This is a genomic window from Acinetobacter sp. COS3, assembly GCF_000475335.1.
In the GTDB taxonomy this organism is placed as follows: Bacteria; Pseudomonadota; Gammaproteobacteria; order Pseudomonadales; family Moraxellaceae; genus Acinetobacter; species Acinetobacter venetianus.
The window spans coordinates 218,675-244,164 of sequence record NZ_AXCD01000067.1; the positions used below are offsets into that span (position 1 = coordinate 218,675).

The following is a 25,490-nucleotide window of genomic DNA, read 5'->3' on the forward strand; positions in this document are numbered from 1 at the left end:
TGGTTGTCAGTGTTGTTGTGATTTCTTAAAATTGTTTCATTTTTCATGTGAATGGTTTTTGTGATTATTATAATTAAATTAAATGAATTAATTAATTTTAAATCGCATAGAATCTCGGCTGGGTTAGGAATTAACCAGTCTCAAAATATTATGCTAAGGATTGCTTAAAATGCTTACTTTTTTAGGTATTAGCATGATCATGTGCTTTATGTACTTGATTATGTCGAAACGTCTTAGTGCATTAGTTGCATTAATTTTAATCCCATTTTTATTTGCAATCATTGCTTGGGGATTAGGTTTTTATTTCGATAGTTTGAGCCATATTCAATTAGCTGAACTAGGAAATACCATGCTTGATGGTATTAAAAAACTTGCTCCGACTGGCGTCATGTTGCTGTTTGCAATTTTATATTTTGCATTAATGATTGATACAGGGTTGTTTGACCCGTCTGTAAGATGGATCTTAAAGAAAGTAAAAGGTGATCCACTTAAAATTACTCTAGGGACAGTCTTCCTTACTTTACTGGTCTCTTTAGATGGTGACGGTTCAACAACCTACATGATTTGTGTTGCGGCGATGATGCCTTTATACAAGCGAGTCGGGATGAATCCATTAATCATGACTTGTTTGATGTTGCTGTGTAGTGGTGTGATGAATTTAACCCCTTGGGGTGGTCCAACAGCCCGCGCTGCCAGTGCATTGCAAGTTGATGCGAGTGAAGTCTTTATTCCGATGATTCCATCGATGGTGATTGCTGCTGCTTGGTTATTCTTCTTAGCATATTTATATGGCATGTATGAGCGTAAACGTTTAGGTGTTGTTGAGCTTATCGATATTAGTCATGCGGATGATATTTCGATTTCTAAAGACCCAGAGGCGCAGCGTCCACATCTGCGTTGGTTTAACGGTATTTTAACTGTGGTATTGATGGCATCTTTGGTAAAAGGGATTTTACCGATGTCGATCTTATTCATGCTTGGTTTCTGTATTGCTCTAGTGGTGAACTATCCATGTGTGAATATGCAGAAGAAGCGTATCGCAATGCATGCGGATAGTGTATTAGCTGTTGTTGGTGTAATTTTCGCGGCAGGTGTATTCACTGGTATCTTGTCTGGTACGGGTATGGTTGAAGCAATGTCTAAAGGTTTCGTTGCTGTGATTCCACCAAGTATGGGACCCTATTTAGCACCAATTACTGGTCTATTAAGTATGCCTTTGACGTTCTTTATGTCTAATGATGCATTCTATTTTGGTGTGTTGCCAATTTTAGCAGAAGCAGCTTCTCATTATGGTATTCCTGCGGTTGAGATTGCACGAGCGTCAATTATTGGACAACCAGTTCATTTGCTATCTCCTTTAGTACCTTCAACCTATTTGCTCTGCGGTCTTGCTGCAGTAGATATGGGCGATCATCAGAAATTTACATTGAAGTGGGCATTTATCACATGCTGTGTACTCATGGGTAGTGCATTAGTGTTCGGTGTTTTTCCATTTTATAGCATGTAATTCAAATCATTACGGTACTTTTGCATAATTTAAGAATGTAAAAGTACCCGTATCTCTGTTCAATTTAATACACATTTTTTATTTCTGCTTTAACCAGCAGGGAGTTTCTCTTTTTAATTTTTAGATGGTTAGGATGACTCAAATGAAGATGAAAATTGCATTGGCAACTATTTTAAGTATTGCGACAGGTTCTAGCTTTGCTGCACCAAAGTTTTATGGAGAAATTGATGCAAGCTTAGATTATTTACCTGAAATAAATGCAAATTCAGCCAATCATGATGTTTGGAAAGTAAATAGTAATAGCTCTTATCTTGGAATCAAGGGTGAAGAAAAATTATCAGAGCATTTAAGTGCAGTCTATTTAGCAGAGTGGGCATTTTACGCTGATGGAGACAAAACAGATTGGTCGCAACGCAATCGTTTTGTTGGTTTGAAAGATGAGCGCTTTGGTACGGTGAAGCTGGGTAAACACAATACACCGTTAAAAGAGCTATCAAGTCCTGTTGATAGCTTTAATAATTACATCAGCAATAAAGCCGATATTACCAGCATCATGCCGGGTGAAAATCGGGTCAATAATGTTGTGGTGTATGATTCACCAGAGTTCAACTTGAATGGTGGAAACTTAGAAGCAACAGTATTGCTCGCATCTGGTGAGGGTCAAGGTATAAAGGATGATGGGCATGGTGGTGTTAATGTTGCTGGCCGTGGTTTAGGTGATGCTTGGTCGGCTGCTGTAAGTTATACGCATCCGTTATTTTTGATTGGTTTAGGTTATGACAAAGCGATTCCAAGTGATTTCTTGGGAGATGGTTTACTGAATTCTAAAGATCGAGAAACACAGGTGGATGAGGTTTTTGCTGCGGCAAATACGGTTCGATTGATTGGTCGTTTGAAGCCGATGCAAGGCTTAACTTTAAAAGCATTATTTCAAAATTCAAAAGTTGCGGACAAGCAGGGGAATGATCAAGGCGCAGCAAATATTGATGATTCACAAGGTTGGTTAATTGGTGCAGAGTATAAACTTGCTCAGCATGCGAAATGGACTGTTAAAGCCCAATATAGTCAGAACTCGACGAGCTTTAAAAATAACGATGCCGATTATGATGCGAAGCAGTTAATGGTTGGTACGGATTACGCATTTAACAAACAAGTGAAGCTATATGGATATGCTAGTTATTCAACCTTTGAACAAGCAAATGCTAAAGATAAGCAGCCTGTTGTTGGTAGTGGGTTAGAATTTAAGTTTTAAGCGCACAGTTGTTTATCTCCGTAAATAGAGGAAATATGCTCTATTTACGGAAAGATTTTGTAATTTTTTCAATGTTTAATACAAATTTTGGTGTAAGAAAATAATAGGAAAATTAATATATTATAAATTCATAAAGTTTTAATCTTTCTTACCTAGATTGTTAGCAATGAACTCGTCCTAGGGAAAAGGGATAAAGCTGATGAGCTTTGAAGATTTAAATATTTATTTATTCCATAGCGTTAACTCCTTTGCAACACACTCATTAGCTTTTGATAAAGTAATGATATTCCTCGCAAATGACCTGAATACTGTTTTTATTAGTTTTCTGGTGTTTCTATTGGTTATTCAATGGAAAACGTATCGCTTATTGTTTGCTAAAACCTTATTTATCGTTTTGTTATCAATTGCTTTTAGTGATCTGATTGAGATGTTCTATCACCATCCACGTCCGTTTCAGTTGGATTTGGGGCATAAGCTGATTGGTCACGGGGCAAGCTCTTCTTTTCCTAGTCAGCATACCCTCACAATTGCCGTGATTGCATTTACTTATCTGATAGCTGGTTATAGAGCGATTGGTATTGTGGGGCTATTTGTTGGTGTGATTGTTGGCTTGGCGAGAGTTTATGTTGGCGTGCATTTTCCTTTCGATGTTATTGGATCTTTTGTGATTGGTTTCTTACTGGTTGTATCTACCAATTATGTCATCAAAGGTTTATTGCTTAGACGACGTAAAATCAATTTGGCGGTTGAATAAGACTTTTTATTATTCGGAGAGTGATCACTGAAATCTTTAGAAATTTAGTTCTGCTATTTTTTCAGGGGAAATCCTATAGTCCAGAATTGTCTGGATTAGATTGTTTGGAGTTAATACTCTAAAATATATTGACAGTATGCGTGTTTAGACTATAAATTATTTTTAGTTCTAATTTGGAACTAAGTCTGATTCTCTTTAGCAATTTTTATGGTTTATGTGATTGCTAATAATACGAAATATGAGACTTTATTCGCCAGTATGCTACGACGGGATCATATTTGCTTGCCAAAGTCTTATCAGTAAGGAAAGTCATGATGTCAAAACAAGTGAATACGATTACTGTGCGTCAAACGCAATTCAAACCTGAGAAAATTGAAGCGCATTATACTGAATCGACTTTGATGTCTCATTTTCTCACAGCATTATCAATGAGCTTTCCACAGGGTGAGCGGTTTTTTGTGGAAACCGTTCGTAATGTGCGTGATCAAGTGAGTGATGAACAACTTCAAAAAGACATTTCAGGTTTTATTGGTCAAGAGGCACATCATGCACGTGCCCATGAACAATTCAATCAACTGGTGCAAAGCAGCGAATATCATCTAAAAAAATTTGAAAAAGCGTATGAACAGGAAATGATTCGTTTGCGAGGGCTGAGCCAGCGTCGCCAATTGGCTGCAACCGTTGCATTAGAACATTTTACGGCAATGATGGCGGGGTATATGCTTAAGTATCCTGATGTTATGTTCAAAGGTTTATCTGAAAATATGAAAAATCTTTGGCTTTGGCATGCTGTTGAAGAAATTGAACATAAACATGTGGCATTTGATGTATATCAACAGGTTTTTGATAATCTAGCTCAGCGCCGTCGAAGCATGAGAACCATTACCTTAGGGTTTATTAGCAGCACTGTAATTATGACAAGTCATCTAGTATGGCAAGATCGTAGAAATACACTGTATCAGCCAAAACAAATTTTAAAGAATGCGAAAACGCTAGTCGGTCTAACACAAATGATGTGGCGTTTATTACCTGATTATTTGGCATTTTATAAAGTTAGTTTCCATCCCTCGGAGATTGACCAACAAGACTTGTTGAGTAAAGCAAGAGAATTGTTGGTGAATTAATTTACTAAAACTACATTCAAAAACGAGTTTATTCACTTTGTTGTTTGATGCTTTGAAGACATCAATACTAAGTTGGTTCTAAGAAGGAGTTAGGAGGCAATTACTCTTTTATCCTTTGAACCATTCAAGAGGATAAGTATTGAATGGTTCGTTAATTGCTTTTTGATTGTTTGAGTCAATAATAATTTACACGATAAAATGGTGCGCTCAGCGGGACTCGAACCCACGTCGGTCGCTTAGGAGGCAACTGCTCTATCCAGTTAAGCTATGAGCGCATAATTTAATGATTATAAACAAAAAAGTGACTGCCTTAGCAATCACTTTTTAATAAATCGATCAATTATTTAGTCAGTTTTCTTTTTATTTAAAACATTAAATAAAATAAACATGAGCACAATCCAGATCGGAATCATCAGTACAGATTCTTTAAAGCCTTGCTGCCACATGATGTATAGAACAACTGCAATAAATGCTAAAACTAAATAGTTGCTCAAAGGGGACCATAACGCAGGGAAACTGGTTTTTAAACCTTTCTCTTTCGTCATTGCTTTGAATTTTAAGTGCGTTAAGCTGATCATTGCCCAGTTCAGAACTAGAGCACCCACCACGATATACATTAAATGACCAAGAGCATCTTCTGGAACAAAGTAGTTCAATAACACACAACCAAAGATCAATAATGCAGAAAGCAAGACAGCTGGTACAGGAACACCTTGCTTATTTACTTTCGCAAAAACTTTCGGTGCATTGCCTTGTTCAGCTAAACCAAACAGCATACGGCTATTTGCATACATACCACTGTTATAAACCGAGAGTGCAGCTGTTAGAATAATAAAGTTAAGTAAATGCGCAGCCCAACCAATCCCCATTTGACTGAAGATCATCACGAATGGGCTCTTGTTTAAACCACCTAAATCAAGCTGATTCCAAGGCACAAGCGATAATAAAATTGCGAGTGAACCGACATAGAAAATCAAAATACGAACCACAACTTGGTTAATCGCTTTTGGAATTGTTTTCTTTGGATCATTCGCTTCAGCTGCTGCCATACCAATTAGCTCAATACCACCAAAGGCGAACATGAGGAAGGCAAGCATATAGAATAGCCCATCAAAGCCATTCGGGAAGAAACCGCCGTGTGACCATAAGTTGCTAAATGACGCTGTTGAGTTTGCATCTGCGGTAAACAATAAATACAAACCAAAAAGAATCATAGCAACGACAGCCGTGACTTTAATGATTGCTAACCAAAACTCAGATTCACCGTAGAATTTCACATTGGTGAGGTTGATCGCAGTAATGATGACAAAGAAGAATAATACTGACTGCCAAGCCGCAATATGAGGCCACCAGTAGTTGATATATTTCGCTACCGCCGTGAGCTCACTCATGGCAACGAGAATATATAAAACCCAATAATTCCAACCTGATAAGAAACCAGGAAATTTACCCCAATATTGATAAGCGAAATGGCTAAATGAACCTGCTACAGGTTCTTCAACGATCATTTCACCGAGTTGACGCATGATTAGAAAAGCAATCAAGCCGCCAATCGCATAACCCAAAATAATAGATGGTCCAGCAGACTGGATGACTTGCGCAGAACCTAAAAATAAGCCCGTACCAATAGCCCCACCCATCGCGATGAGTTGGATATGGCGGTTTTTTAGTCCACGCTGAAGTTTAGAAGAATCGTTGTTCAAAGGACTGAGCTCGACGAGGAATAAGTGGATTATTCTAATAGATTGAAAGATTTTCGCCTAGTAAAAGTACAGATGAGCTATGACTGGAAAGTTGTTTTTAAAATTCATTTAAAATCTTATATTTGAGTGAATAGTAAACTAAGGACTGTATTTTATTTATACACTTAAATGAGGGCTTTGTTTAATTAACCTTGTTTAGTCGTTTAAACGCCATTGTTAAATTTACAGAATAGACTCAATATCAAAGACATATTTTGTTCACGATCGATGATCTAAAATCAATTGGTCGTATGGCATTTTCGATTGCTGTGCAGTAATTTAGACTCAAAATTTACTTGCACCAAGTACATGATAGAAGGATGAAATTGACATGAGCTCAGTACCGCAAATTAAAGTCCCTGCAACCTATATGCGTGGTGGCACAAGTAAAGGTGTATTTTTCAAATTAGATGATTTACCTGAAGCGGCACAAGTAGCAGGCAAAGCTCGTGATCAACTTTTACTTCGTGTCATTGGCAGTCCTGATCCTTATGGTAAACAAATTGATGGAATGGGCGGTGCAACCTCTAGTACCAGTAAGACGGTGATTTTGGCAAAAAGCACGCAGCCGGAACACGATGTTGACTATCTTTTTGGGCAAGTTTCAATTGATCAGCCATTTGTCGACTGGAGTGGAAACTGCGGTAACTTAACTGCTGCAGTGGGTTCATTTGCGATTTCTAATGGTTTAGTTGATGCTGATCGTATTCCAGAAAATGGCATTTGTACGGTGCGTATTTGGCAGAAGAATATTCAAAAAACCATTATCGCGCATGTACCAATAACCAATGGGCAAGTACAAGAAACAGGTGATTTTGAGCTTGATGGTGTGACATTTCCCGCAGCCGAAGTTCAAATTGAATTTTTAGATCCTGCTGATGATGGCGAAGAGGGTGGCGATATGTTCCCTACAGGCAATGTCGTCGATCAGCTTGATGTGCCTGAAGTTGGTTCATTCCAAGCCACCTTTATTAATGCAGGTATTCCAACGATTTTCTTGAATGCTGAAGATATTGGCTATCAAGGTACTGAATTACAAGATCATATCAATGGTGATTCGGCGGCATTAGCGCGTTTTGAAAAAATTCGTGCTTATGGCGCAGTGCAAATGGGCTTGATTAAAGATATTTCTGAAGCAGCAGCGCGTCAACATACACCTAAAATTGCATTTGTTTCAAAACCAAAATCATATACATCTTCAAGTGGAAAAGCTGTTGACGCTACAGATGTTGATTTACTGGTTCGTGCGCTTTCAATGGGTAAATTACACCATGCCATGATGGGCACAGCTGCGGTTGCAATTGGAACGGCAGCAGCGATTCCCGGAACTCTCGTTAATTTGGCTGCTGGCGGTGGCGAACGCGAAGCTGTTCGTTTTGGTCATCCATCTGGAACATTACGTGTAGGCGCTCAGGCTGACTTGATTGATGGCAAATGGTCAGTCAAAAAAGCCATTATGAGCCGTAGTGCGCGGGTATTGATGGAAGGCTGGGTACGCGTACCAGGTGATACGTTCTAATCAAGATTTATAGTCGATAAAACCTCCTTTTTAGGAGGTTTTATTATTTTGAATGGATTAAAAATACAAACACAATTTAGTGAGATAAATAGTGTTATGATGTCGCCACTTTGGCAAGTTCTGTCATTTATTCTTCCATTTAAATTCCAGAGGCAATCGTGTCATCTATTTCTCAAGTTAATGCGGATGTTTTAAAACAAGCTCAACAACGTATTCAACAAGATTTATTGACAGCATTGGCTGCATTTTCGATTCCAGAACCCTTAAAAGCCGCAGTACATCATGCAGTGATGTTGGGAGGGAAGAGAATCCGTCCAGCACTGTGTTATGCCGCAGCTGCATTAAAACCAAATCCTCATTTTGCTGCTGCTCGACGTGCTGCGGTTGCAGTTGAATTGATTCATTGTTATTCACTGGCACATGATGATTTGCCTTGTATGGATAATGACTTGCTGCGTCGTGGTCAGCCGACTTGTCACGTTGCTTTTGGCGAAGATACCGCTTTATTGGCGGGTGATATTCTGCAATCCATGGCGTTTGAGATTCTAGGTAGCCGTTTATTCGATGAACAAGGGCAGGGCACTGATCCTGCAATTGTACTAAAGCAGATGCAAATTTTAGCGACAGCCAGTTCAAAAATGGTTTGTGGACAGGTTTTGGATTTACAAGCTGAAGGCAAACAGGTCGATCAAGCCGAACTTGAAAATATCCATCGCAATAAAACAGGTGCATTAATCCAAGCGGCAATTATGATGGGTGCAGTCACGGTTTTCGCTGGAACTGATCAAGCAATTCCAAAGCTACGCCAGTTTGGGCAAAGTATTGGCTTAGCGTTCCAAGTTCAAGATGACATTTTAGATATTACGGCAAGCACCGAAACACTTGGAAAAACTGCGGGTAAAGATGAGCAGGTGCAAAAATCCACCTATCCTGCGTTAATGGGATTAGCGCAAGCACAAGCTTATGCGCAAACATTACATGATCAAGCCTTTGAAGCTTTGGCATTCTTTGGTGAAGACGCAAAAGATCTCACTGCAATCTCTCAATTCTTATTGGCACGTCAAAGTTAATTTAAGGCATGTTATGAATATTCAATCTTTACGTATTGTTGGCACACTTGAAGGTATTTCATTTTTACTTTTACTCGGCATCGCAATGCCAATTAAATATATTTGGGGAAATCCAATTTTCGTAAAATATATTGGTATGGGGCACGGTGTCTTATTTCTGTTATTCCTCGTGATGTTGTTTGTGGTATGTCATCGCATGAAATGGTCTTTATCAGTCTTTAATATGGGGTTGATTGCGGCAGTATTACCATTTGGCCCATTTGTATTTGATCGTAAGATTAAGCAGCTTGCTGATCAGAATTAAATTAAAGCGACTTATTTAAAAATCTAGAGAATAAAAAAGCCATGGAGAACCATGGCTTTTTGCATACAGAACGATAATTAAAATTAACGTCCCATAATTCCGCGAATCGTGTTCAGTACATCGGCAGGGAGTACGACAGTCTTGGCATTGTTTGATTTTGCCATATCTTGCATTGCTTTCACGTATTGTTCACCGAGTAGGTAAGCAACTGGAATTTCTTTATCACCTACCGCACTTGTAACCATTTCAATGGCACGTTGTGAAGACTCGGCAAGAACAACCTGTGCTTCTGCATCACGACGAGATGCTTCAAGACGACCATCTGCTTCCAGAATCGCAGCTTGTTTTTCACCATCCGCTTTGGTCACAGTCGCACGACGCTGACGTTCAGCAGCAGCTTGTGCTTCCATCGCAGCCTGCATGGTGTGTGATGGTTGAATATCCTGAATTTCAACTGTTTTAAGGGTAATCCCCCAGTCTGAAATATCATCAGAAATGGCAGCTTTAAGTTTAGCTTTGATGTGATCACGAGATGAAAGTGCATCATCCAAGTCCATTTCACCTACGATAGAACGCAATGAAGTTTGAACAAGGTTTTGAATTGCCCAAGTATAGTTCTCGATCCCGTACACTGCTTTTTCTGGTGTCGTGATATTAATATACGCTACAGCATTGGCAATAATGACGGCATTGTCACGAGTAATCACTTCTTGAGAAGGGATATCTAAAACAATATCTTTGGTTGTGATTTTATAAGCAACTTCATCAATATACGGAATGACAAAGTTAAGACCTGGACGTAAGGTAGTATGGTATTTACCTAAGCGTTGTACAATCCATTTATAACCTTGGGGAACAATACGCACCCCTTTAAAAATAGTTGTACCAATAAAAGCGAAAAGCGCTAATACAACAATAGTACCGACAGACATTGAAAACCCTCTTTGTGTTTATGCGGAGCTATGCGGTTGAACGACTAAATCATTACCCAAAATATCAATAACTTGAACGCGATCCCCAACTTTTACTTCGGCTGTTGAACGGCAGTTCCATTCATCAGAACCCAAGACAGGCATCGGAAAGCGTACAATAATTTGACCATGATCGAGTCCAGTATGGATGACCATGCCAACTTGTCCAATGGTTGATTCACGAGACAAACCAGCTTTGGTTTTATCGATTGAAAGTGGTTTTATAAACTTAAACCAAAGAATCGTGCATAAAATAGATAAAATTCCCCAAGTAATTACTTGGGTTGTAAATCCCATCATCGGGAAAAGCCACAACAAAATGCAGACCATAACGGCTGCAATGCCAAACCATAAAGCGGCAAAAGCTGGCAAAATTAACTCTGAAAGAATGAGTAAAATCCCTAATACAAACCAGTGCCAAGGCTCAACTACAAATTCCATAGATTTGCTCGTGTGATTAAAGTGAGTAGAGGTGAATAAATATTCACCTCTTGCACTCTATCAGATCATTATCTTTATGAATATACAAAGATTGTTTTTTTAGAATTTTGGTCTTGGGGCAGGTTTAAATGCTGCTGGAGATTTCTTAAAATTAGTAATTGCGCTTTGAATTGCCGTGATTTTTGCTTGCGCAGCTTTCTCACCTTCTAGAATGGCTTCATTACTTGATTTAAGGTCGAGCACACCTAAATGTCCGACTTTAGGTTGAATCACAATCGTCGCTTGGTTGAGTTCTTCATTAATACTTTGTTGTCCCATAATATTAATGGTTTGATCGAGTAATCCCCACATACTCAGTGGTTTGTCACCCGTTGGACGTGCTGAAATATCCACAGCAATCACAATATCAGCGCCCATATCTTTTGCCGTTTTTACAGGAATTGGACTTACTAAGCCACCATCCACGTATTTGGTGCTGCCAATCATGGTTGGAACAAATACATTTGGGATACTGCATGATGCTCTAACTGCTTGTCCTGCATTACCTTTGATGAATTCAGCCTTTCTACCATTATCTAATCGGGTTGCTACTGCTGCAAAACGAATTGGAAATTTTTCAATCGGCTTATTACCAACCTGAGCATTGACATAGTTTTGTAGTTTTTGTCCGAGGATGAAGCCTTGGCTATTCAAAGTAAGATCGCGGATATCCGACTCTTGGAGTTTGAGCGCTAGATTTTGCATTTGATACGGTGTTTGACCACTTGCATAAATGCTCCCGACAAAGCTACCCGCACTCGTGCCTGTTACGATTTTTGCTTTAATGCCGTGGGACTCTAATACTTTGATCACACCAATGTGAGAGAACCCTTTCGCACCACCACCACCTAAAGCCAGTGCAATCACTGGTTCACGTGCTTTTAATGTCGTTGTGGGCGGTGTTTTTTTCGTTGCTTGATCACAGCCGAATAAAGCAAGGCTAAGCAGTGCCAAACAAGAAAGTCGAGCAATTTTCATAACAGTTGAAGATAAAATAGACAGAGGAGATGGGCACATCAGATCAGATTTGCCCTTAACTTTCTAGTTTTTTTTCACAAGTTTTTGTAATGGTTCAGCCAGCCAATGTGGGTTTTTCGGCGAAAAATGACCTTCATAAAGACTCATAATTTTTTCTAAATCTTGTTGATAGTGACCTGTTGGGGTAAAAGCCCCTAAGCTATAAATCGTTTTATGGTCGTAATCGAAAGAGAACATCACGATTGGAATACCCGCTGCATGAGCAATATGGTAGAAACCACTTTTCATTTTCTCTGCTTTTTTACGTGTTCCTTCAGGTGCCATACCCACCCAAATTCGATCATATTTTTGAATGGTTGCGACAACTTGCTCCGTTAGCCCATTGGTACTGTCACGGTGAACAGGAATCAGTCCAGCCCAGTCTAAAAGTGGTTTGAAAGGTGGTTTAAATAACGTATCTTTGCCTAGAACTGTTATTTTTAACCCTAAGCCACCAATCGCTAGAAAACCATACCACCCATCGATATTTGAGGTGTGTGGTGAAATAATTGCGACTGCTTTAGGTAGGTTTGGAATATCACCCACAACTTTCCAGCTTTGGCTTAAAAAGATTTTTTTACACAAAGCCCGACTATAATGAGTTCCACGTTGGGGAACTAATGGTGGTAAATCTGGAAAATGTTGTGGCATAAGTAAAGCTAAATAATGACAACTATAATTATCTTAAACGCTGATGAGATACTCTGCATTGGCAAAAAATGAGAAAATATCGTCAAGATTTTGAGAGGATTAGATACTTTTGAACTTACTAAGCACTTGTCGAGGAAATTGATACATGCCTAATTTACGGCAAGTTTATGTCTTATTATTTTCACTGTATTGGGCTCAAGGTCTACCTGTCGGCTTTATGACTCATGCTTTGCCGGTCATTTTAAGAGCGCAAGGTGTTTCACTGGCACATATCGGCGGTTTTGGCTTGTTGATGCTGCCGTGGTCAATCAAAATATTTTGGGCTGCCTATGTTGATCGTTATGCCATACCTTATCCATCCGTTTTCGGTAGGGAAAGAAATGGGAGTGTTTATATTGGGCATTATCGAAGCTGGATTATTCCAATGCAGCTTTGCAGTGTTTTGATTCTAATTTTACTTTCATTTTTCCCCATTCAAGCTTTGGATCAACCAAGTTACTTGTTGATCTTTTTTGTTCTATTGCTATTGAGCAATTTAACAGGCGCAACGCAAGATATCGCAACAGATGGTTTGGCAGTTAATTTACTTAAAATTGATCAACAACATTGGGGCAATACTTTCCAAGTAATTGGTTCAAGACTTGGCTTTATTGTCGGTGGTGGTGCTGTGTTGTGGAGTCTGGACTGGTTGCAATGGCAAGCAACTTTTCTATTACTGGCTGGGATTGTGTTTTTAAATACATTAGCGATCTTATTTTATAAAGAACCTGTTCATCCTAAAGCTTCTACTGATATTGCAAAAATACAGACATCACTACTTCAGGCAGTTCGACAATATCTTGCTTACTTTAGTTCATCTGTAGAGTTAAAAGCTTGGTTAATGGTATTAATCAGCTTCAAAATTGCTGATGGGCTTGCAGGGCCACTATTAAAACCGTTAATGGTCGATATGGGGCTAAGTTTTTCGCAAATCGGAATTTACATTACCATGCTTGGGGCAATCGCAGCATTGATTGGTGCAGGTATAGCAGGACTATTACTCAGATATCTTTCTAGATCATCGGCTTTGATTTTATTTTCGATATTAAAAATATTCAGTCTTATCGCTTACGGTTATCTTGCTTATGCATTTGAGCATCAATCTCCGATTGCGCCGATGTGGTTGTATGCTGTCAATGCATTTGAAGATGCATGTTCGGCAATGCTTTTGGTCGTGATGCTGACTTTAGTGATGCAATACAGCCGTAAAAACTTTGCAGGCACAGATTTTACTTTTCAGGTTTCTGTGATGGCGACGATCAGTGGTTTACTTTATTTAATGAGTGGGGTAATAGGGGATTGGCTAGGGTACACTCGTTATTTAACTGTGATTTGTATGATCGCAGTGATTTGCTTATGGCCGATTTATTACTGGTTGAAAAAGGCAAGACCACATTAGATATTTATTACAAAATTAATTTTTTTGTTGTTATAAGTTGAAATATTGAACAGATGTATACATGGATAAAAAGAGATGAAGATCCTATTTCAATAAAATCAAAAAATTGCCTACCAAGATTTGAATCACCTTAAATTAAAGAAATGGTTGTTTTTATAAGATATTGATAATAAATAATATTATTGAATATTTTTTATTTTTTACAGTAAATGATTATCGTGTATAAAAATTAAACTTTAGTCGAAAATAGAATAAATAAATAAGATTTTAATTGTTTTGTCATATAAAGTTAATGTGTAGGATTTGTTACAAATTAACTAGGATGTCAACAATGAAAATCAAAATTGTAACAGCAGCAGTGCTCAGTTTACTTGCAACATCAACTTTTGCAGCGCCAACAATCTACGGTGAGATTGATGCTAGCGTTGACTATTTACCAGAAAAAAATGCAACTAAATCGAATAAAGATGTTTGGGAAATTAGTTCAAACAGTTCGTTTATCGGCGTAAAGGGTGATGAAAAACTGACTGACCGTTTAAGCGCTGTATATGCTGCTGAATGGGGTTTTAGTGCTGATGGTGATAGTAGTGACTGGACTCAACGTAACCGTTATGTGGGTTTAAAAGACAGTCAATTGGGTACTGTTAAAATCGGTAAGCATGATACGCCATTGAAACAATTATCAAGCGTCGTAGATACCTTCAATAACTATGTCGCAAATAAAGCGGATGTAACAGGGATCTTCACAGGCGAAAACCGTATTGATAATGTGGTTGTATATGAATCACCAGCAGTGAAACTTTTAGATGGTGGTTTCAAATTCAACGCATTACTGGCAACAGGTGAATCTTCTGGGATTAAGAAAACTAGCGGTGGAGCTAAAGTTTCTGGTCGTGGTTTAGGTGATGCATGGTCTGCTTCTGTTGTATATGAAAACCCAATGGTTGTGGCAGCTTTAGCTTATGACAAAGCAATTCCAAGTAATTTCTTAGGACGTGGCATGTTAAATGCTGCTGAACCTGAAATTGGTGGTGGATCTTTATTCGCAGCAGCGAATACTGTTCGTGCCATTGGTCGTGTGAATCCAATTGATGGTTTGGCGTTAAAAGCAATGTACCAAACGTCCGAAGTAGAAGCTGTCGCTGGAAATGATGCAGGTTCTGAAAATATTGATGATGCGCAAGGTTGGTTAATCGGCGCTGAATATAATATTCCTCAAGCGAAAAACTGGACGGTAAAAGGTCAGTACAGCCAAAATGATACGAGCTTTAAAGATAACTCATCTGATTTTAAAGCGAAGCAAATTATCGCTGGTGCAGATTATGCTTTTAACAAACAAGTTAAAACTTATGGTTATGCAGGTTATTTGACACTTGAACAAGCAAGTAAGAAAGACAAGCAACCTGTTGCAGGTTTAGGTTTAGAGTTCAAGTTCTAATACTTAGCTTAAAACAACACCCTTAAGCGCTGCTTATAGGGTGTTTTTTTATTTCAATTTTTCTTCATTACACTATAATCGCCTTATCCACTGGATGGCTTGTTAACAATAAAATAATACGATGTTTGGAATGATCGGGTATAAGGAAATTATTGTTTTCATATAAATAATTTTTAGCGTCATGATACGAGTTTTAGCGTTCAATTAGCAGTATTGTGAAACATCAAGTATTTAGTTTAAGTCATTTTTAAGTTTCAATTTTTATCTTAGCGAAGCTAAGAATTTTCTTTTTAGATTGTGATGATTATGCTGCTACAAAAACTCAAGATCAGGCCGATTTCACTGCTTACTTTTAACTTATTGCTCGCAATTTGGTTAGGGGTTTTTCTGAATATCGCTTTTTATGAAAAGCTTCAATCCCTTACTCCCTATACAGGCATCAAAGCAGGTCTATTTGTTGCGGCTTCGGTTTTGGTTGTTGTTGCACTGTATAACTTTATTTTTCAGTTATTCAACTGGAAGTGGACGGCTAAACCAATAGCAATTGCACTGGTTTTTATCGGTGGATTTGCTTCATATGCAGTGAGCACTTTAGGTGTCTTGATTACTTCTGATCAAGTGCAAAATCTGATGCAAACAGATATGGCAGAGGCGCGTGATACTTGGTCTTGGCATTTGGTTGTCTGGACTTTAGGGATGACGGTTTTACCAATCATTGCGATCTTAATGGTAAAACTAAAATCTGAACCTATCGTTGGTCAGTTGCTCAAGAAAGTAATTGCTTCTGTTGTTTCTTTAGCAATGGTAGGTGGTCTGCTTTTTGTTTTCTATGTTGATTTTGCAGCAATCTTCCGTGAAAATCGTGATTTGAAAGGTATGATCTCACCACAAAATATGATTGCATCTTTTGCGTCTTATTATAAAAAGAAAGCACCTAAAGAAAATCTTCCGCTCGTAACCTATGGTGAAGATGCAACGATGCAAAAAACTGATGCATCCAAGTTGCCTAAATTAATGGTTCTAGTCGTCGGTGAAACTGCGCGTGCAGAAAATTTCTCTTTAAATGGCTATAGCAAGAACACCAACCCTAAATTATCGAAACAAGACATTATCAATTTTTCTCAAGTGAGTTCATGTGGAACGGCAACGGCAGTTTCAGTACCGTGTATGTTCTCAGGTATGCCACGCGAAGATTATGACGAAAGTCTAGCAAATCATCGCGAAGGATTGCTAGATATTGCGAAGCGAGCTGGGTATCAAGTGACATGGATTGATAACAATTCTGGTTGTAAAGGAACGTGTGACCGTGTTGAAGAGTTCAAAATTCCAGAGCCCATTCAAAAGAAATGGTGTAAAGATGAAGAATGTTTTGATGATATTTTAATTGATAGTTTAAAAGCATACTTAGCGACGATTCCGAAGGATGATACACGTCCGCATTTAGTGGTATTACATCAGATGGGAAGTCATGGGCCTGCATATTACAAACGCGTTCCACCGCAATATAAAGTCTTTAAACCAACCTGTGATACCAATGCGATTCAAGGTTGTTCTCGTGATGAATTATTAAATAGTTACGACAATACTTTGCTCTACACGGATTATGTTTTAGATTCTTTAATTGAAACCCTAAAGACAGCAACCCAATACGAAACAGGTTTGTGGTATTTGTCTGATCATGGTGAGTCGACGGGTGAAAGTGGCATGTATTTACATGGCGCGCCTTATGCAATTGCACCATCTCAGCAAACACATGTGCCGATGTTAATGTGGTTCTCTGATACGTGGAAACAACAGGCGCAGAAACAAATGAGTTGTTTGTCGCAACAACGTCAAAAGGAATTAAGTCAAGATAACTTATTCCCGACGATGTTGAGTTTGTTAGACGTAAAAACCAAAGTAATTGACCCTAAAAATGACATGTTAGCTACATGCTCAAATCCATAAGTGAGATGAAATCATGACCAAAATCTTGATGATCGAAGATGATTTTATGATTGCAGAGTCGACATTGACGTTATTGCGATATCATCAATTTGACGTGGAATGGGTCAATAACGGTGTAGATGGATTAACGCTTTTATCAAAGCAAGATTTTGATTTGGTGTTACTCGATCTTGGTTTGCCATTGATGGATGGTATGCAGATTTTGCGTCAAATTCGTCAACGTAGCGCATTGCCTGTGTTGATTATTTCGGCGCGAGACCAACTGCAAAATCGTGTTGAGGGTTTAAATCAGGGAGCAGATGACTATTTGATTAAACCTTATGAGTTTGATGAATTACTTGCCCGTATCAATGCATTGTTACGCCGTGGCAATACAGCGATGACGCAGTTAAAAAATAATTCACAACTGTTAAAAAGTGGCGATTTAGTCTTGGATGTCGAACAGCATTTAGCAACTTTTAAAGGTCAGCAAATCGAGTTGTCAAATCGTGAGTGGGCGCTTCTTATTCCAATGGTAACGCATCCCAATAAGATTTTTTCCAAAGCAAATCTTGAAGATAAGTTGTATGATTTTGATAGTGAAGTCACGAGTAATACAATTGAAGTGTATGTCCACCATTTGCGTGCAAAATTAGGTAAAGACTTCATTCGTACGATTCGTGGATTAGGCTATCGACTGGGACAACCCTAAGACTTATGAAAACACCCAAGCAATATTCGCTAAAAAAACGGCTCATTTGGGGCACATCAATCTTTAGTTTATTGCTTGGATGTTTATTGATTTTTACTGCTTATAAAATTGCCTTGCATGAAGTAGATGAAATTCTTGATACGCAAATGCAATATATGGCAGAACGTTCAACAACTCAGCCTCTAACGCCCGTTGCAAGTAAGGTTGAGTTGCATCGCACCTATCATGAAGAAGACCTACTCGTCGATATCTGGGCGTATAAGGATCAAAGCCATTTATGGCATCAAACCCATTTGCTGATTCCACCTGTACAACAGGCAGGTTTCTATACTCAAGAAACACCACAAGGCAAATGGCGCGTTTATGTTATTCCACTAAAAGATTATCAAATCCAAGTTAGTCAACAGGAGCAAGTCCGCAAAAGCTTTGCATGGGAACTTGCAGGAAGTATGTTTATTCCTTATGTGCTGCTACTGCCATTTGCGATTATTATCTTGGCTTTTATTATTAGCCTAAGTCTCAAACCGTTGGATGATTTTAAAGCAGAATTACAGCAACGTGATTCAGATGGTTTAGCACCGATTGATAGTCAGGAATATCCTCAAGAACTCATCCCAACCATTGAGGAAATGAACCATCTGTTCGAGCGAATTCAACATGCTCAGGCGGAACAAAAGCAGTTTATTGCAGATGCAGCACACGAACTTCGCACGCCTGTAACTGCGTTGAATCTACAAACTAAGATTTTGATGAGTCAGTTTCCAGAACATGAGTCCTTAAAAAATCTAAGTAAAGGTCTAGCACGTATTCAGCATTTGGTCACTCAACTTTTGGCTTTGGCAAAACAAGATGTCGGTTTGATGTTGATCGAGCCAAATACGCTATTCCGTTTGAATGATGTTGCGTTGAACTGTGTTGAGCAACTGGTCAATCTCGCTATGCAGAAAGAAATTGATCTTGGCTTTGAACGAAATGATGTGATTGAGATGCAAAGTCTTGAGTCAACGGTGCATTCAATCATTTTCAATCTGATTGATAATGCAATCAAATACACGCCAAGTCAGGGCATCATTAACATTTCAGTTTATAACGAGAATGAGGATTATGCTTGTATTCAAATCGAAGACAGTGGTTCAGGAATTGCTCCTGAAAACTATGACAAAGTTTTAAAGCGCTTTTACCGTGTTCATCATCATCTTGAAGTGGGTAGTGGTTTAGGACTTTCTATTGTTGACAAAGCGACTCAACGACTGGGCGGAACATTGCAATTGGGACGCAGTATTGATTTGGGGGGATTATCTGTAATTGTTCGTCTGCCTAAAAAGCTTGAGCGTCACGGATAAGTTGCTAGCAAGTTAATATGTGATCATCATTTAACTTCGCCATGTTCTCTTAAATAGCGTAAAAACAGCACGCATTTTTGGATGCGTTTGCCATCATTGCCAACACGACTGACATTTAAACGTAAAACCCAATTTAAGCGCTTACCCACTTTGCAAATGTCTTTATAGACTTGCGGCTCTGCGAGTAATGCTCGATATAGAATTTGACTGGCTTCAGAAAGCTGTTCAAACTCGAAGTGATAAGCAGTAGAGAAAATATACAACAACCAATCTCGAACATAGCAATCATGTAGGCTTAGCACAGATGCTGGATCTGTTTCAAAATCAATAAAACTAAAATGAGTATCTTTGTCTACCAGAATGTTGCGAGCAAAAGCTTCACTTAAATATCCACCTTGCAAATGTACATGCTGGATGGCTTGAATCGCTTGAGTAAACAAGCTTAACTTGGCTGCAACATCATCTTTACAACGTGCTAAGGATTGGTCTAATTGCTTTACCTTACTTTGACGTTGCGAACCGAGATCTTCTAAGAGTATGCCTTTTTTGGAAAGCGCAAGAACATTTGGGGTTGATACTCCCAATGCTTTGAGTTGTTGGATACGATTGTATTCACATTGAATCGCTGCCGAACCACCTTGATTCGGAACAGGCATGATTGCACCCAAGTTAAAAATTTTGGCCAACCATTTTAGAGGCGTGTATAACCATAAACCATGACGTTCAGACGCTTTCTTTAACCAGACTTTGCCAGAGTCTAAGGTGTACGCTTTAATTGATTCTTGCTGAGTAACTAAAGCGGTTTCTAGAAATTCTTGAAAGTCATCCATTCGCAACAAACTATACCTAAGTGATTATAACCGTTCCATTAGGAGGTCACTTTACCACATCAAGCTTAGATTGAGGTATGGAAATGGTCGTACTATTTGCAAGATGGCGTTTGTAGGTGATTGCATAAACAACAAAGTTAATTGCAAGGCAGATCCATCCCGTCCAAAGATTATGACTTAAGAAATGCGCACCACGCATCATTTGTGCCCATCCCATTGCAAAGCCTAAAATGACACTCGCAAATAAGTAAAACCATGCACGACCTTTTTGATCGAATCGATAAACGAAATAGCCTGTAATGAGTGCAAAGCCAGTACTTGCATGCCCACCTGGGAAACAATGGCCTGCGGTAGCCGAAAAATCCCATACAAATCCTGTCGCAGTTTCATGTGTCATTGCCCAAGGGCAGGCGTGAGCCGAATGCGCTTTCATAAAGCCAACGATACAAGTACATAGCATGCTGACCCAAAACATATAGCCATATTGCCAACGTTTCGCTTTGAATTTTTCGACTTTAAAAGACAGTGCCCATAAAATAAAAAAGGTCACATACACAACGGTAATGATCTGTTTTACATAGCTATGATTTAGCTTTGCCAAATACCAATCACCTTTGAGCGCAAAGTCTCCAAACGTACCGACCCACGGTTGGATGAGATATAAGTCAATTGATCCACCCACAGGAAAAACCCAGAGTAAAATGAAAAAACTAATTAGCAGAAGAAAACTCATCTGTATAAAAAAAGGTGTTTTCAGGTGCATAGGCGGCACAATTCAAATGAAGACAATATATTTTTTATTAAACTGTTCTAATCTTAAGCATCTCTTAAATAAGCATAAAAAAAGCGGCTTTTTAGCCGCTTTAAATTACTGAAAAATTAGAACATCGACTCTTCGGAGTTGGCTGAAATTTTATGAATGGAAAGGTCAGCACCACGATATTCATCCTCTTGAGAAAGACGGATACCTAAAGTTGCTTTCAAGATGCCATACACCACAAAGCCACCGACAAGTGCGATCGTAATTCCTAAACCTGTACCTATGATTTGAGACATAAGCGAAACCCCACCTAAGCCTCCAAGCATTTCTTGACCAAAAATACCCGCAGCGATACCACCAAATGCACCACATACGCCATGTAATGGCCATACACCTAGTACATCATCCACTTTTAATTTATTTTGTGTATAAGTGAATAGGTAAACAAATAGTGCACCCGCAACGCCACCAATCAATAATGCACCAATTGGATGCACAATGTCTGAGCCTGCGCAGATTGCAACTAAGCCAGCCAATGGGCCATTGTGTAAGAAACCGGGGTCATTTTTGCCCATAAAGTTCGCTGCTAAAGTACCGCCAACCATTGCCATTAAAGAGTTGATTGCCACCAATCCAGAAATCGCTTCAACACGTTGCGCACTCATCACATTAAAGCCAAACCAACCTACGATCAAAATCCATGAACCTAAAGCGAGAAATGGAATTGATGAGGGTGGATGCGCACTGACGCGACCATCTTTCTTATAACGACCATGACGAGCACCGAGTAAAATGACGGCTGCTAAAGCAATCCATCCACCCATTGCATGTACAACGACAGAGCCAGCAAAGTCATGGAAACTTGCGCCGAATGTGCTTTCTAACCATGTTTGTACACCATAGTTACCGTTCCAGATCATGCCTTCATAGAATGGATAAATCAGTGCAACTAACAGCAAGGTTGCGATAGCTTGTGGACGCATTTTCGCGCGTTCAGCAATGCCTCCCGAAACGATGGCAGGGATCGCAGCAGCAAATGTCAGCAAGAAGAAGCAGCGCATCAAGTTATAGCCATGATCTTCTGCGAGGACAGCCCCCATATGGAAAAAGTTTTGTCCATATGCAATCCAATACCCCACAAAGAAGTATGCGATTGCTGAAATCGCAAAGTCTGTGAGGATTTTGCTGAGAGCATTGACTTGGTTTTTATGGCGTACTGTGCCAAGTTCCAAGAATGCAAAGCCAGCATGCATTGCCAATACCAGTACTGCACCGAGCAGTAAGAAAAATAAATCTACGTTTTGCATAGTGGTGCTCAAAAAAAGTGCTAAATCTGGTCTTGGTGTAAATGTTTGATTCGTTTTTTGCACCAAAATAGATTTAGTAAATCTAAAAACTCAAGTTATACGAATACAACTCAATTTAATGGAAATTATTATGCAAAAAACGCACCAATTTAGAATTTAATTGTGAGTTTTGGTGAAAAGTGGTGCATTTTGCTTAAAAATAGCACAGCTTTATGGATATTGTAGAGCTAAAAAAGAAAACGGTCGTTATCCTTGTCTGAACCTTGATAAGAATGCCATTTTTTTGTGGCAAGGATAGTACTAGAACCAAAGTCTATTTCTATCGGAATGATTGAATTTTCAAGGCTATTAGGTATTTAAGCTTAATAATTAATAAAGGATATCTGATATATTGCGAACCTTAAAAAGCAGTTTGCTTTAAGGTGAAAATGATATGTTTCGTATAGATTCCTTTCGTAATCGACTCCTGATTTTATTTGCAGGGATGTCTTTTATCTTAGGACTCTGTATTACCTTATACATAGGTAAGACTGCCTCGGCTCAAATGAGCAAAAGTAGTGGGCAAACCTTATATATTGCGGCAAAAAGTATCAGCAATACCTTGGCAAACTCCCTCACAGAACGTGAACGGGAGATGGTGCTATTAAGTCAGTCGCCGTTTTTTGCTGAAGCCGATTTTCAAAATCCAAGAGTGCAACAACAACTCGATCAAGTTAAAACATCTTATAAATATTATGCTTGGATTGGGATTGCTGATCCTGACGGACAAGTTGCCGTTGCTGCTGATCATCTCTTACAAGGCGCGGATGTATCGGAACGCCCGTGGTTCATTCATGGTTCCAAGCAAGTCTATTTGGGCGATGTGCATAAAGCGGTTTTACTGGCGAAGAAAATTAAAGCTATTAACCCCAATGAACCAATGCGTTTCATTGATTTTGCCACTCCCATTTATGATCCGTATACCAAGAAACTCAAAGGGGTATTGGCGGCGCATGCCGACTGGAGTTGGGCAAGTCATGTATTGAGCAGTTCACTGTCTGAAAATGCTGCACAACGTGGCATTGAAGTCTTTATTGTGAATCAGCAGGGTGAAATTCTGTATCCGTTTAAGAGTATCGGACAAGTACAACCTCCTGTTTCTAAAAAACATAAAGCCAATTATTTTGTAGATAATTGGAGCGAAGATCAACAATATTTAACCACTGACGTGCCTGTGCTTTCACAGACCCAGATGAATTTAGGTTGGCATGTCATTATTCGTCAGCCGATGTCGATTGCCTTAGCTGAAGTGAAATCACTGCAACATAAAATCTTGGCGATCGGCTTTATCTTGTCGCTGTTATTGTTATTGATGACCTATAAATTAGCGAATCGTTTTAGTCGTCCAATTGAAACTTTGGCGCAGTCAGCCCATGCAGTCGAAAAGGGGCAAGAAGATATTCGCTTTGCAACCCAGACCAGTATTCGCGAAATAAAAGGTTTGTCACATTCTTTACAAAGTATGACTGATACCTTGCTCACTCAAAAGCATCAACTGCTGGATGCCAATGCCACACTGGAACAGAAAGTGGCTGAACGCACACATGAGTTACAAGTAGCCAATGTCGAATTGGAGCACATTGCTCGTTACGATGCTTTGACTGGCTTGCATAATCGTCGTGCTTTTAATGATTATTTGAGCTATTTATTTACCCAAATGTCACGTACTGAACAGACCTATGCAGTACTGTTGATGGATATCGACTTTTTCAAAAAGGTGAATGATAGCTTTGGGCATGAGGTGGGCGATCAAGTGTTGCAACGTGTAGCTGAGATTTTACCGACGACGCTACGTATTACTGACTTTGTGGCGCGTTTGGGGGTGAGGAATTTATTGCATTATTGCCTGCAACAACGCTTGAGGGGGCGATGCACTTGGCGGAGAAAATCCGTAGCGCGATTGAACAAGAATCCATTATCGACAATCATCCCGTCAGTCTTAGTATTGGGGTCAGTCTGGCTCAGGTGGATGATGCGGATATGAACGATGCTATTCGCCGTGCCGACCAGTGCTTATATCGGGCGAAACAGCAGGGGCGTAATCGGGTAATTTCTTTAATTACTGATGCTACGGATTGTCTTGCTTAGTTGTTCCTTTGCTTTTTCAGATCGATTTGCCTAGCTGTTCAAAGGCCTGAGTGCTACTTTTGGCCTTTGATTATTGCTACACTTTTTCTTTTTCAGGTAGATGTGTGATGTCCTTTGATCTTAAAGTCAGCATGCAGCAAGGGGCAGAACAGTCTCCACAGCAGAAAAAACTGAATCGCCTGATTGATAAAATTGAACAGCAAAAAATTAGCCTTGCTATATGGCAAAATGCCCAAGACGAAATTCAGCAACATACACGGCAAAAACTTCTACCTATTTATAGTGAACTCCATGCTGTTCTATTTCAGCAGTTGCAACAGCTTTGGGATATGTTACACAGTCATGAATTTTCCAAAGCAGATATGCAGCAGTTGGATGAAAGCATTGCCCAACGTGCGCGCATGTTGAAACATTCCAAAATGCTCTCCAACGAACAGCAGCAACAAGTCGATCAGATTGATACTTTTTATCAGCAACATGCACAGCAGTCCGCCAAGAAAAGCAAAAAAGTGCAGCAAGTAAAAGTCGATCAGCTTGAACGTGATGAGCAAATAACATCGTATGAAGATGACTTTGAACAACATGCAGCCGAGCAGCAACTAGCACGAGAACACGCTAAACAGCAAAGACAGCAGCAGAAACGGGAACAAGCGGAGCAGATGGCAGCCCAGTCACTGAAAACGGTGTATTTAAAAATTGCCGCGATGATTCATCCTGACCGTGAGCAAGACGAGAGCAAGAAAGCAGAAAAAACCGAGTTGTTCCAACAAGCAAGTCAGGCTTATGAACAGCAGGATTTGTTTTATTTGCTGAAAATGCAGTTACAGCTTGAACAGAATAAAGGTGTTGGCGCGAAAGCGTTATCAGCGGAGCAAGTGAGGTTTTATAAACTGGCTTTGGATGCACAGAGTCAGCAGCTTGAAAGTCAAATTGATGAGATTTTGGATTCATTTCAGTTGGCGAAAAAGGTAAAAGCTGAGCATCTGCATATTAGTGATGTGTATAAAGCGATAGATGCGGATTGTGCTGAGTTAAAGCAGCAGTTGAAATGGGAAAAAGAGCGTTTAAAGCATATGAAAAAGGTGAGTGGGGTGGAGATGTTATTGGAGCATGGGGCGCTTTAATTTTCCTCACTCCCTTGCGAAGCAGTGCTTCTCATCCCATAGGGAGAGGGAGTAGCAATTGATTTTATGGTGGTGTGTAATTAGATGAGATTCC

At 39.3% G+C, this 25,490-nt stretch carries 21 protein-coding genes, 1 tRNA gene and 1 pseudogene; 14 read left to right on the top strand and 9 right to left on the bottom strand.

Annotated elements, in window-relative coordinates; genetic code table 11:
- Window positions 1–169: 169 nt before the first annotated feature.
- The 4 genes from IO68_RS31535 to IO68_RS31550 all read left to right on the top strand — a co-directional run bounded on the left by IO68_RS31535 (window position 170) and on the right by IO68_RS31550 (window position 4,637).
- Window positions 170–1,507, top strand: a complete 1,338-nt coding sequence (locus IO68_RS31535) for a CitMHS family transporter (RefSeq protein WP_023014164.1) — start codon at window positions 170–172, stop codon at window positions 1,505–1,507.
- A gap of 142 nt (window positions 1,508–1,649) precedes the next feature.
- A complete protein-coding gene (locus IO68_RS31540; RefSeq protein WP_023014165.1) occupies window positions 1,650–2,759 on the top strand; it encodes a porin in 1,110 nt (369 codons plus the stop codon).
- A 199-nt stretch (window positions 2,760–2,958) separates the two neighbouring features.
- Entirely contained in the window at window positions 2,959–3,513 is a 555-nt protein-coding gene (locus IO68_RS31545; RefSeq protein ID WP_023014166.1) for a phosphatase PAP2 family protein, read from the top strand.
- A gap of 314 nt (window positions 3,514–3,827) precedes the next feature.
- Window positions 3,828–4,637, top strand: a complete 810-nt coding sequence (locus IO68_RS31550) for a metal-dependent hydrolase (protein WP_023014167.1) — start codon at window positions 3,828–3,830, stop codon at window positions 4,635–4,637.
- 199 nt (window positions 4,638–4,836) lie between these two features.
- Here the strand turns inward: IO68_RS31550 and IO68_RS31555 are convergent.
- Window positions 4,837–4,912 (bottom strand) — tRNA-Arg (locus IO68_RS31555).
- A gap of 69 nt (window positions 4,913–4,981) precedes the next feature.
- Window positions 4,982–6,340, bottom strand: a complete 1,359-nt coding sequence (locus tag IO68_RS31560; RefSeq protein WP_031234933.1) for an amino acid permease — start codon at window positions 6,338–6,340, stop codon at window positions 4,982–4,984.
- Between the two features lie 370 nt (window positions 6,341–6,710).
- Between IO68_RS31560 and prpF the strand changes: the two genes are divergently transcribed.
- The 3 genes from prpF (at window position 6,711) to IO68_RS31575 (ending at window position 9,272) form a co-directional block, all read left to right on the top strand.
- Window positions 6,711–7,898: a 2-methylaconitate cis-trans isomerase PrpF gene (gene prpF, locus IO68_RS31565; RefSeq protein ID WP_023014169.1), complete on the top strand. Its 1,188-nt coding sequence runs from the start codon at window positions 6,711–6,713 to the stop codon at window positions 7,896–7,898.
- Between the two features lie 158 nt (window positions 7,899–8,056).
- A complete protein-coding gene (locus IO68_RS31570) occupies window positions 8,057–8,968 on the top strand; it encodes a polyprenyl synthetase family protein (protein ID WP_004877054.1) in 912 nt (303 codons plus the stop codon).
- Between the two features lie 13 nt (window positions 8,969–8,981).
- Window positions 8,982–9,272, top strand: coding sequence for a DUF3817 domain-containing protein (locus tag IO68_RS31575; RefSeq protein WP_004877052.1), 291 nt, complete (start codon window positions 8,982–8,984; stop codon window positions 9,270–9,272).
- Between the two features lie 83 nt (window positions 9,273–9,355).
- Here IO68_RS31575 and IO68_RS31580 read toward each other — a convergent pair whose 3' ends face one another.
- The 4 genes from IO68_RS31580 to IO68_RS31595 form a co-directional block, all read right to left on the bottom strand.
- Complete coding sequence (locus tag IO68_RS31580; RefSeq protein WP_004877049.1) at window positions 9,356–10,204, bottom strand: SPFH domain-containing protein; 849 nt, start codon at window positions 10,202–10,204, stop codon at window positions 9,356–9,358.
- 18 nt (window positions 10,205–10,222) lie between these two features.
- Entirely contained in the window at window positions 10,223–10,684 is a 462-nt protein-coding gene (locus IO68_RS31585; RefSeq protein WP_004877046.1) for an NfeD family protein, read from the bottom strand.
- 99 nt (window positions 10,685–10,783) lie between these two features.
- Window positions 10,784–11,701, bottom strand: coding sequence for a patatin-like phospholipase family protein (locus IO68_RS31590; RefSeq protein WP_023014170.1), 918 nt, complete (start codon window positions 11,699–11,701; stop codon window positions 10,784–10,786).
- A 63-nt stretch (window positions 11,702–11,764) separates the two neighbouring features.
- Entirely contained in the window at window positions 11,765–12,391 is a 627-nt protein-coding gene (locus IO68_RS31595) for a lysophospholipid acyltransferase family protein (protein ID WP_023014171.1), read from the bottom strand.
- A 145-nt stretch (window positions 12,392–12,536) separates the two neighbouring features.
- Here IO68_RS31595 and IO68_RS31600 point away from each other — a divergent pair, with 145 nt between their 5' ends.
- The 5 genes from IO68_RS31600 to IO68_RS31620 all read left to right on the top strand — a co-directional run bounded on the left by IO68_RS31600 (window position 12,537) and on the right by IO68_RS31620 (window position 19,248).
- Complete coding sequence (locus IO68_RS31600; protein ID WP_023014172.1) at window positions 12,537–13,829, top strand: MFS transporter; 1,293 nt, start codon at window positions 12,537–12,539, stop codon at window positions 13,827–13,829.
- A gap of 331 nt (window positions 13,830–14,160) precedes the next feature.
- The gene (locus tag IO68_RS31605) at window positions 14,161–15,267 is read left to right on the top strand and encodes a porin (RefSeq protein ID WP_004877036.1); all 1,107 of its coding nucleotides are present in this window, start codon (window positions 14,161–14,163) and stop codon (window positions 15,265–15,267) included.
- Between the two features lie 306 nt (window positions 15,268–15,573).
- The gene (locus tag IO68_RS31610; protein ID WP_023014173.1) at window positions 15,574–17,214 is read left to right on the top strand and encodes a phosphoethanolamine transferase; all 1,641 of its coding nucleotides are present in this window, start codon (window positions 15,574–15,576) and stop codon (window positions 17,212–17,214) included.
- A gap of 13 nt (window positions 17,215–17,227) precedes the next feature.
- On the top strand, window positions 17,228–17,905 hold the full coding sequence (locus IO68_RS31615) for a DNA-binding response regulator PmrA (RefSeq protein ID WP_023014174.1): 678 nt from the start codon (window positions 17,228–17,230) through the stop codon (window positions 17,903–17,905).
- Window positions 17,906–17,910: 5 nt separating this feature from the next.
- The gene (locus IO68_RS31620) at window positions 17,911–19,248 is read left to right on the top strand and encodes a sensor histidine kinase (RefSeq protein ID WP_023014175.1); all 1,338 of its coding nucleotides are present in this window, start codon (window positions 17,911–17,913) and stop codon (window positions 19,246–19,248) included.
- Window positions 19,249–19,274: 26 nt separating this feature from the next.
- On the opposite strand, the gene IO68_RS31625 is transcribed toward IO68_RS31620, so the two are convergent.
- The 3 genes from IO68_RS31625 to IO68_RS31635 form a co-directional block, all read right to left on the bottom strand.
- The gene (locus tag IO68_RS31625; RefSeq protein WP_023014176.1) at window positions 19,275–20,078 is read right to left on the bottom strand and encodes a hypothetical protein; all 804 of its coding nucleotides are present in this window, start codon (window positions 20,076–20,078) and stop codon (window positions 19,275–19,277) included.
- Window positions 20,079–20,124: 46 nt separating this feature from the next.
- On the bottom strand, window positions 20,125–20,841 hold the full coding sequence (locus IO68_RS31630; protein WP_023014177.1) for a phosphatase PAP2 family protein: 717 nt from the start codon (window positions 20,839–20,841) through the stop codon (window positions 20,125–20,127).
- Window positions 20,842–20,957: 116 nt separating this feature from the next.
- Window positions 20,958–22,145: an ammonium transporter gene (locus IO68_RS31635; protein ID WP_023014178.1), complete on the bottom strand. Its 1,188-nt coding sequence runs from the start codon at window positions 22,143–22,145 to the stop codon at window positions 20,958–20,960.
- A 433-nt stretch (window positions 22,146–22,578) separates the two neighbouring features.
- Here IO68_RS31635 and IO68_RS34340 point away from each other — a divergent pair.
- Window positions 22,579–24,272: pseudogene (locus IO68_RS34340) on the top strand (diguanylate cyclase).
- Window positions 24,273–24,379: 107 nt separating this feature from the next.
- Window positions 24,380–25,396, top strand: a complete 1,017-nt coding sequence (locus tag IO68_RS31645; RefSeq protein WP_031234934.1) for a molecular chaperone DnaJ — start codon at window positions 24,380–24,382, stop codon at window positions 25,394–25,396.
- Window positions 25,397–25,490: the final 94 nt, after the last annotated feature.

Excerpts from the sequence above, each read along its gene's own strand:
- IO68_RS31550 (WP_023014167.1), top strand. The coding sequence starts at position 3,828 with ATGTCAAAACAAGTGAATACGATTACTGTGCGTCAAACGCAATTCAAA.
- IO68_RS31575 (WP_004877052.1), top strand. The coding sequence starts at position 8,982 with ATGAATATTCAATCTTTACGTATTGTTGGCACACTTGAAGGTATTTCA.
- IO68_RS31615 (WP_023014174.1), top strand. The coding sequence starts at position 17,228 with ATGACCAAAATCTTGATGATCGAAGATGATTTTATGATTGCAGAGTCG.
- IO68_RS31625 (WP_023014176.1), bottom strand. The coding sequence starts at position 20,078 with ATGGATGACTTTCAAGAATTTCTAGAAACCGCTTTAGTTACTCAGCAA.
- IO68_RS31610 (WP_023014173.1), top strand. The coding sequence starts at position 15,574 with ATGCTGCTACAAAAACTCAAGATCAGGCCGATTTCACTGCTTACTTTT.
- IO68_RS31540 (WP_023014165.1), top strand. The coding sequence starts at position 1,650 with ATGAAGATGAAAATTGCATTGGCAACTATTTTAAGTATTGCGACAGGT.
- IO68_RS31595 (WP_023014171.1), bottom strand. The coding sequence starts at position 12,391 with ATGCCACAACATTTTCCAGATTTACCACCATTAGTTCCCCAACGTGGA.
- IO68_RS31590 (WP_023014170.1), bottom strand. The coding sequence starts at position 11,701 with ATGAAAATTGCTCGACTTTCTTGTTTGGCACTGCTTAGCCTTGCTTTA.
- IO68_RS31630 (WP_023014177.1), bottom strand. The coding sequence starts at position 20,841 with ATGCACCTGAAAACACCTTTTTTTATACAGATGAGTTTTCTTCTGCTA.
- IO68_RS31535 (WP_023014164.1), top strand. The coding sequence starts at position 170 with ATGCTTACTTTTTTAGGTATTAGCATGATCATGTGCTTTATGTACTTG.
- IO68_RS31645 (WP_031234934.1), top strand. The coding sequence starts at position 24,380 with ATGTCCTTTGATCTTAAAGTCAGCATGCAGCAAGGGGCAGAACAGTCT.
- IO68_RS31600 (WP_023014172.1), top strand. The coding sequence starts at position 12,537 with ATGCCTAATTTACGGCAAGTTTATGTCTTATTATTTTCACTGTATTGG.
- IO68_RS31635 (WP_023014178.1), bottom strand. The coding sequence starts at position 22,145 with ATGCAAAACGTAGATTTATTTTTCTTACTGCTCGGTGCAGTACTGGTA.
- IO68_RS31545 (WP_023014166.1), top strand. The coding sequence starts at position 2,959 with ATGAGCTTTGAAGATTTAAATATTTATTTATTCCATAGCGTTAACTCC.
- IO68_RS31605 (WP_004877036.1), top strand. The coding sequence starts at position 14,161 with ATGAAAATCAAAATTGTAACAGCAGCAGTGCTCAGTTTACTTGCAACA.
- IO68_RS31585 (WP_004877046.1), bottom strand. The coding sequence starts at position 10,684 with ATGGAATTTGTAGTTGAGCCTTGGCACTGGTTTGTATTAGGGATTTTA.
- IO68_RS31580 (WP_004877049.1), bottom strand. The coding sequence starts at position 10,204 with ATGTCTGTCGGTACTATTGTTGTATTAGCGCTTTTCGCTTTTATTGGT.
- prpF (WP_023014169.1), top strand. The coding sequence starts at position 6,711 with ATGAGCTCAGTACCGCAAATTAAAGTCCCTGCAACCTATATGCGTGGT.
- IO68_RS31620 (WP_023014175.1), top strand. The coding sequence starts at position 17,911 with ATGAAAACACCCAAGCAATATTCGCTAAAAAAACGGCTCATTTGGGGC.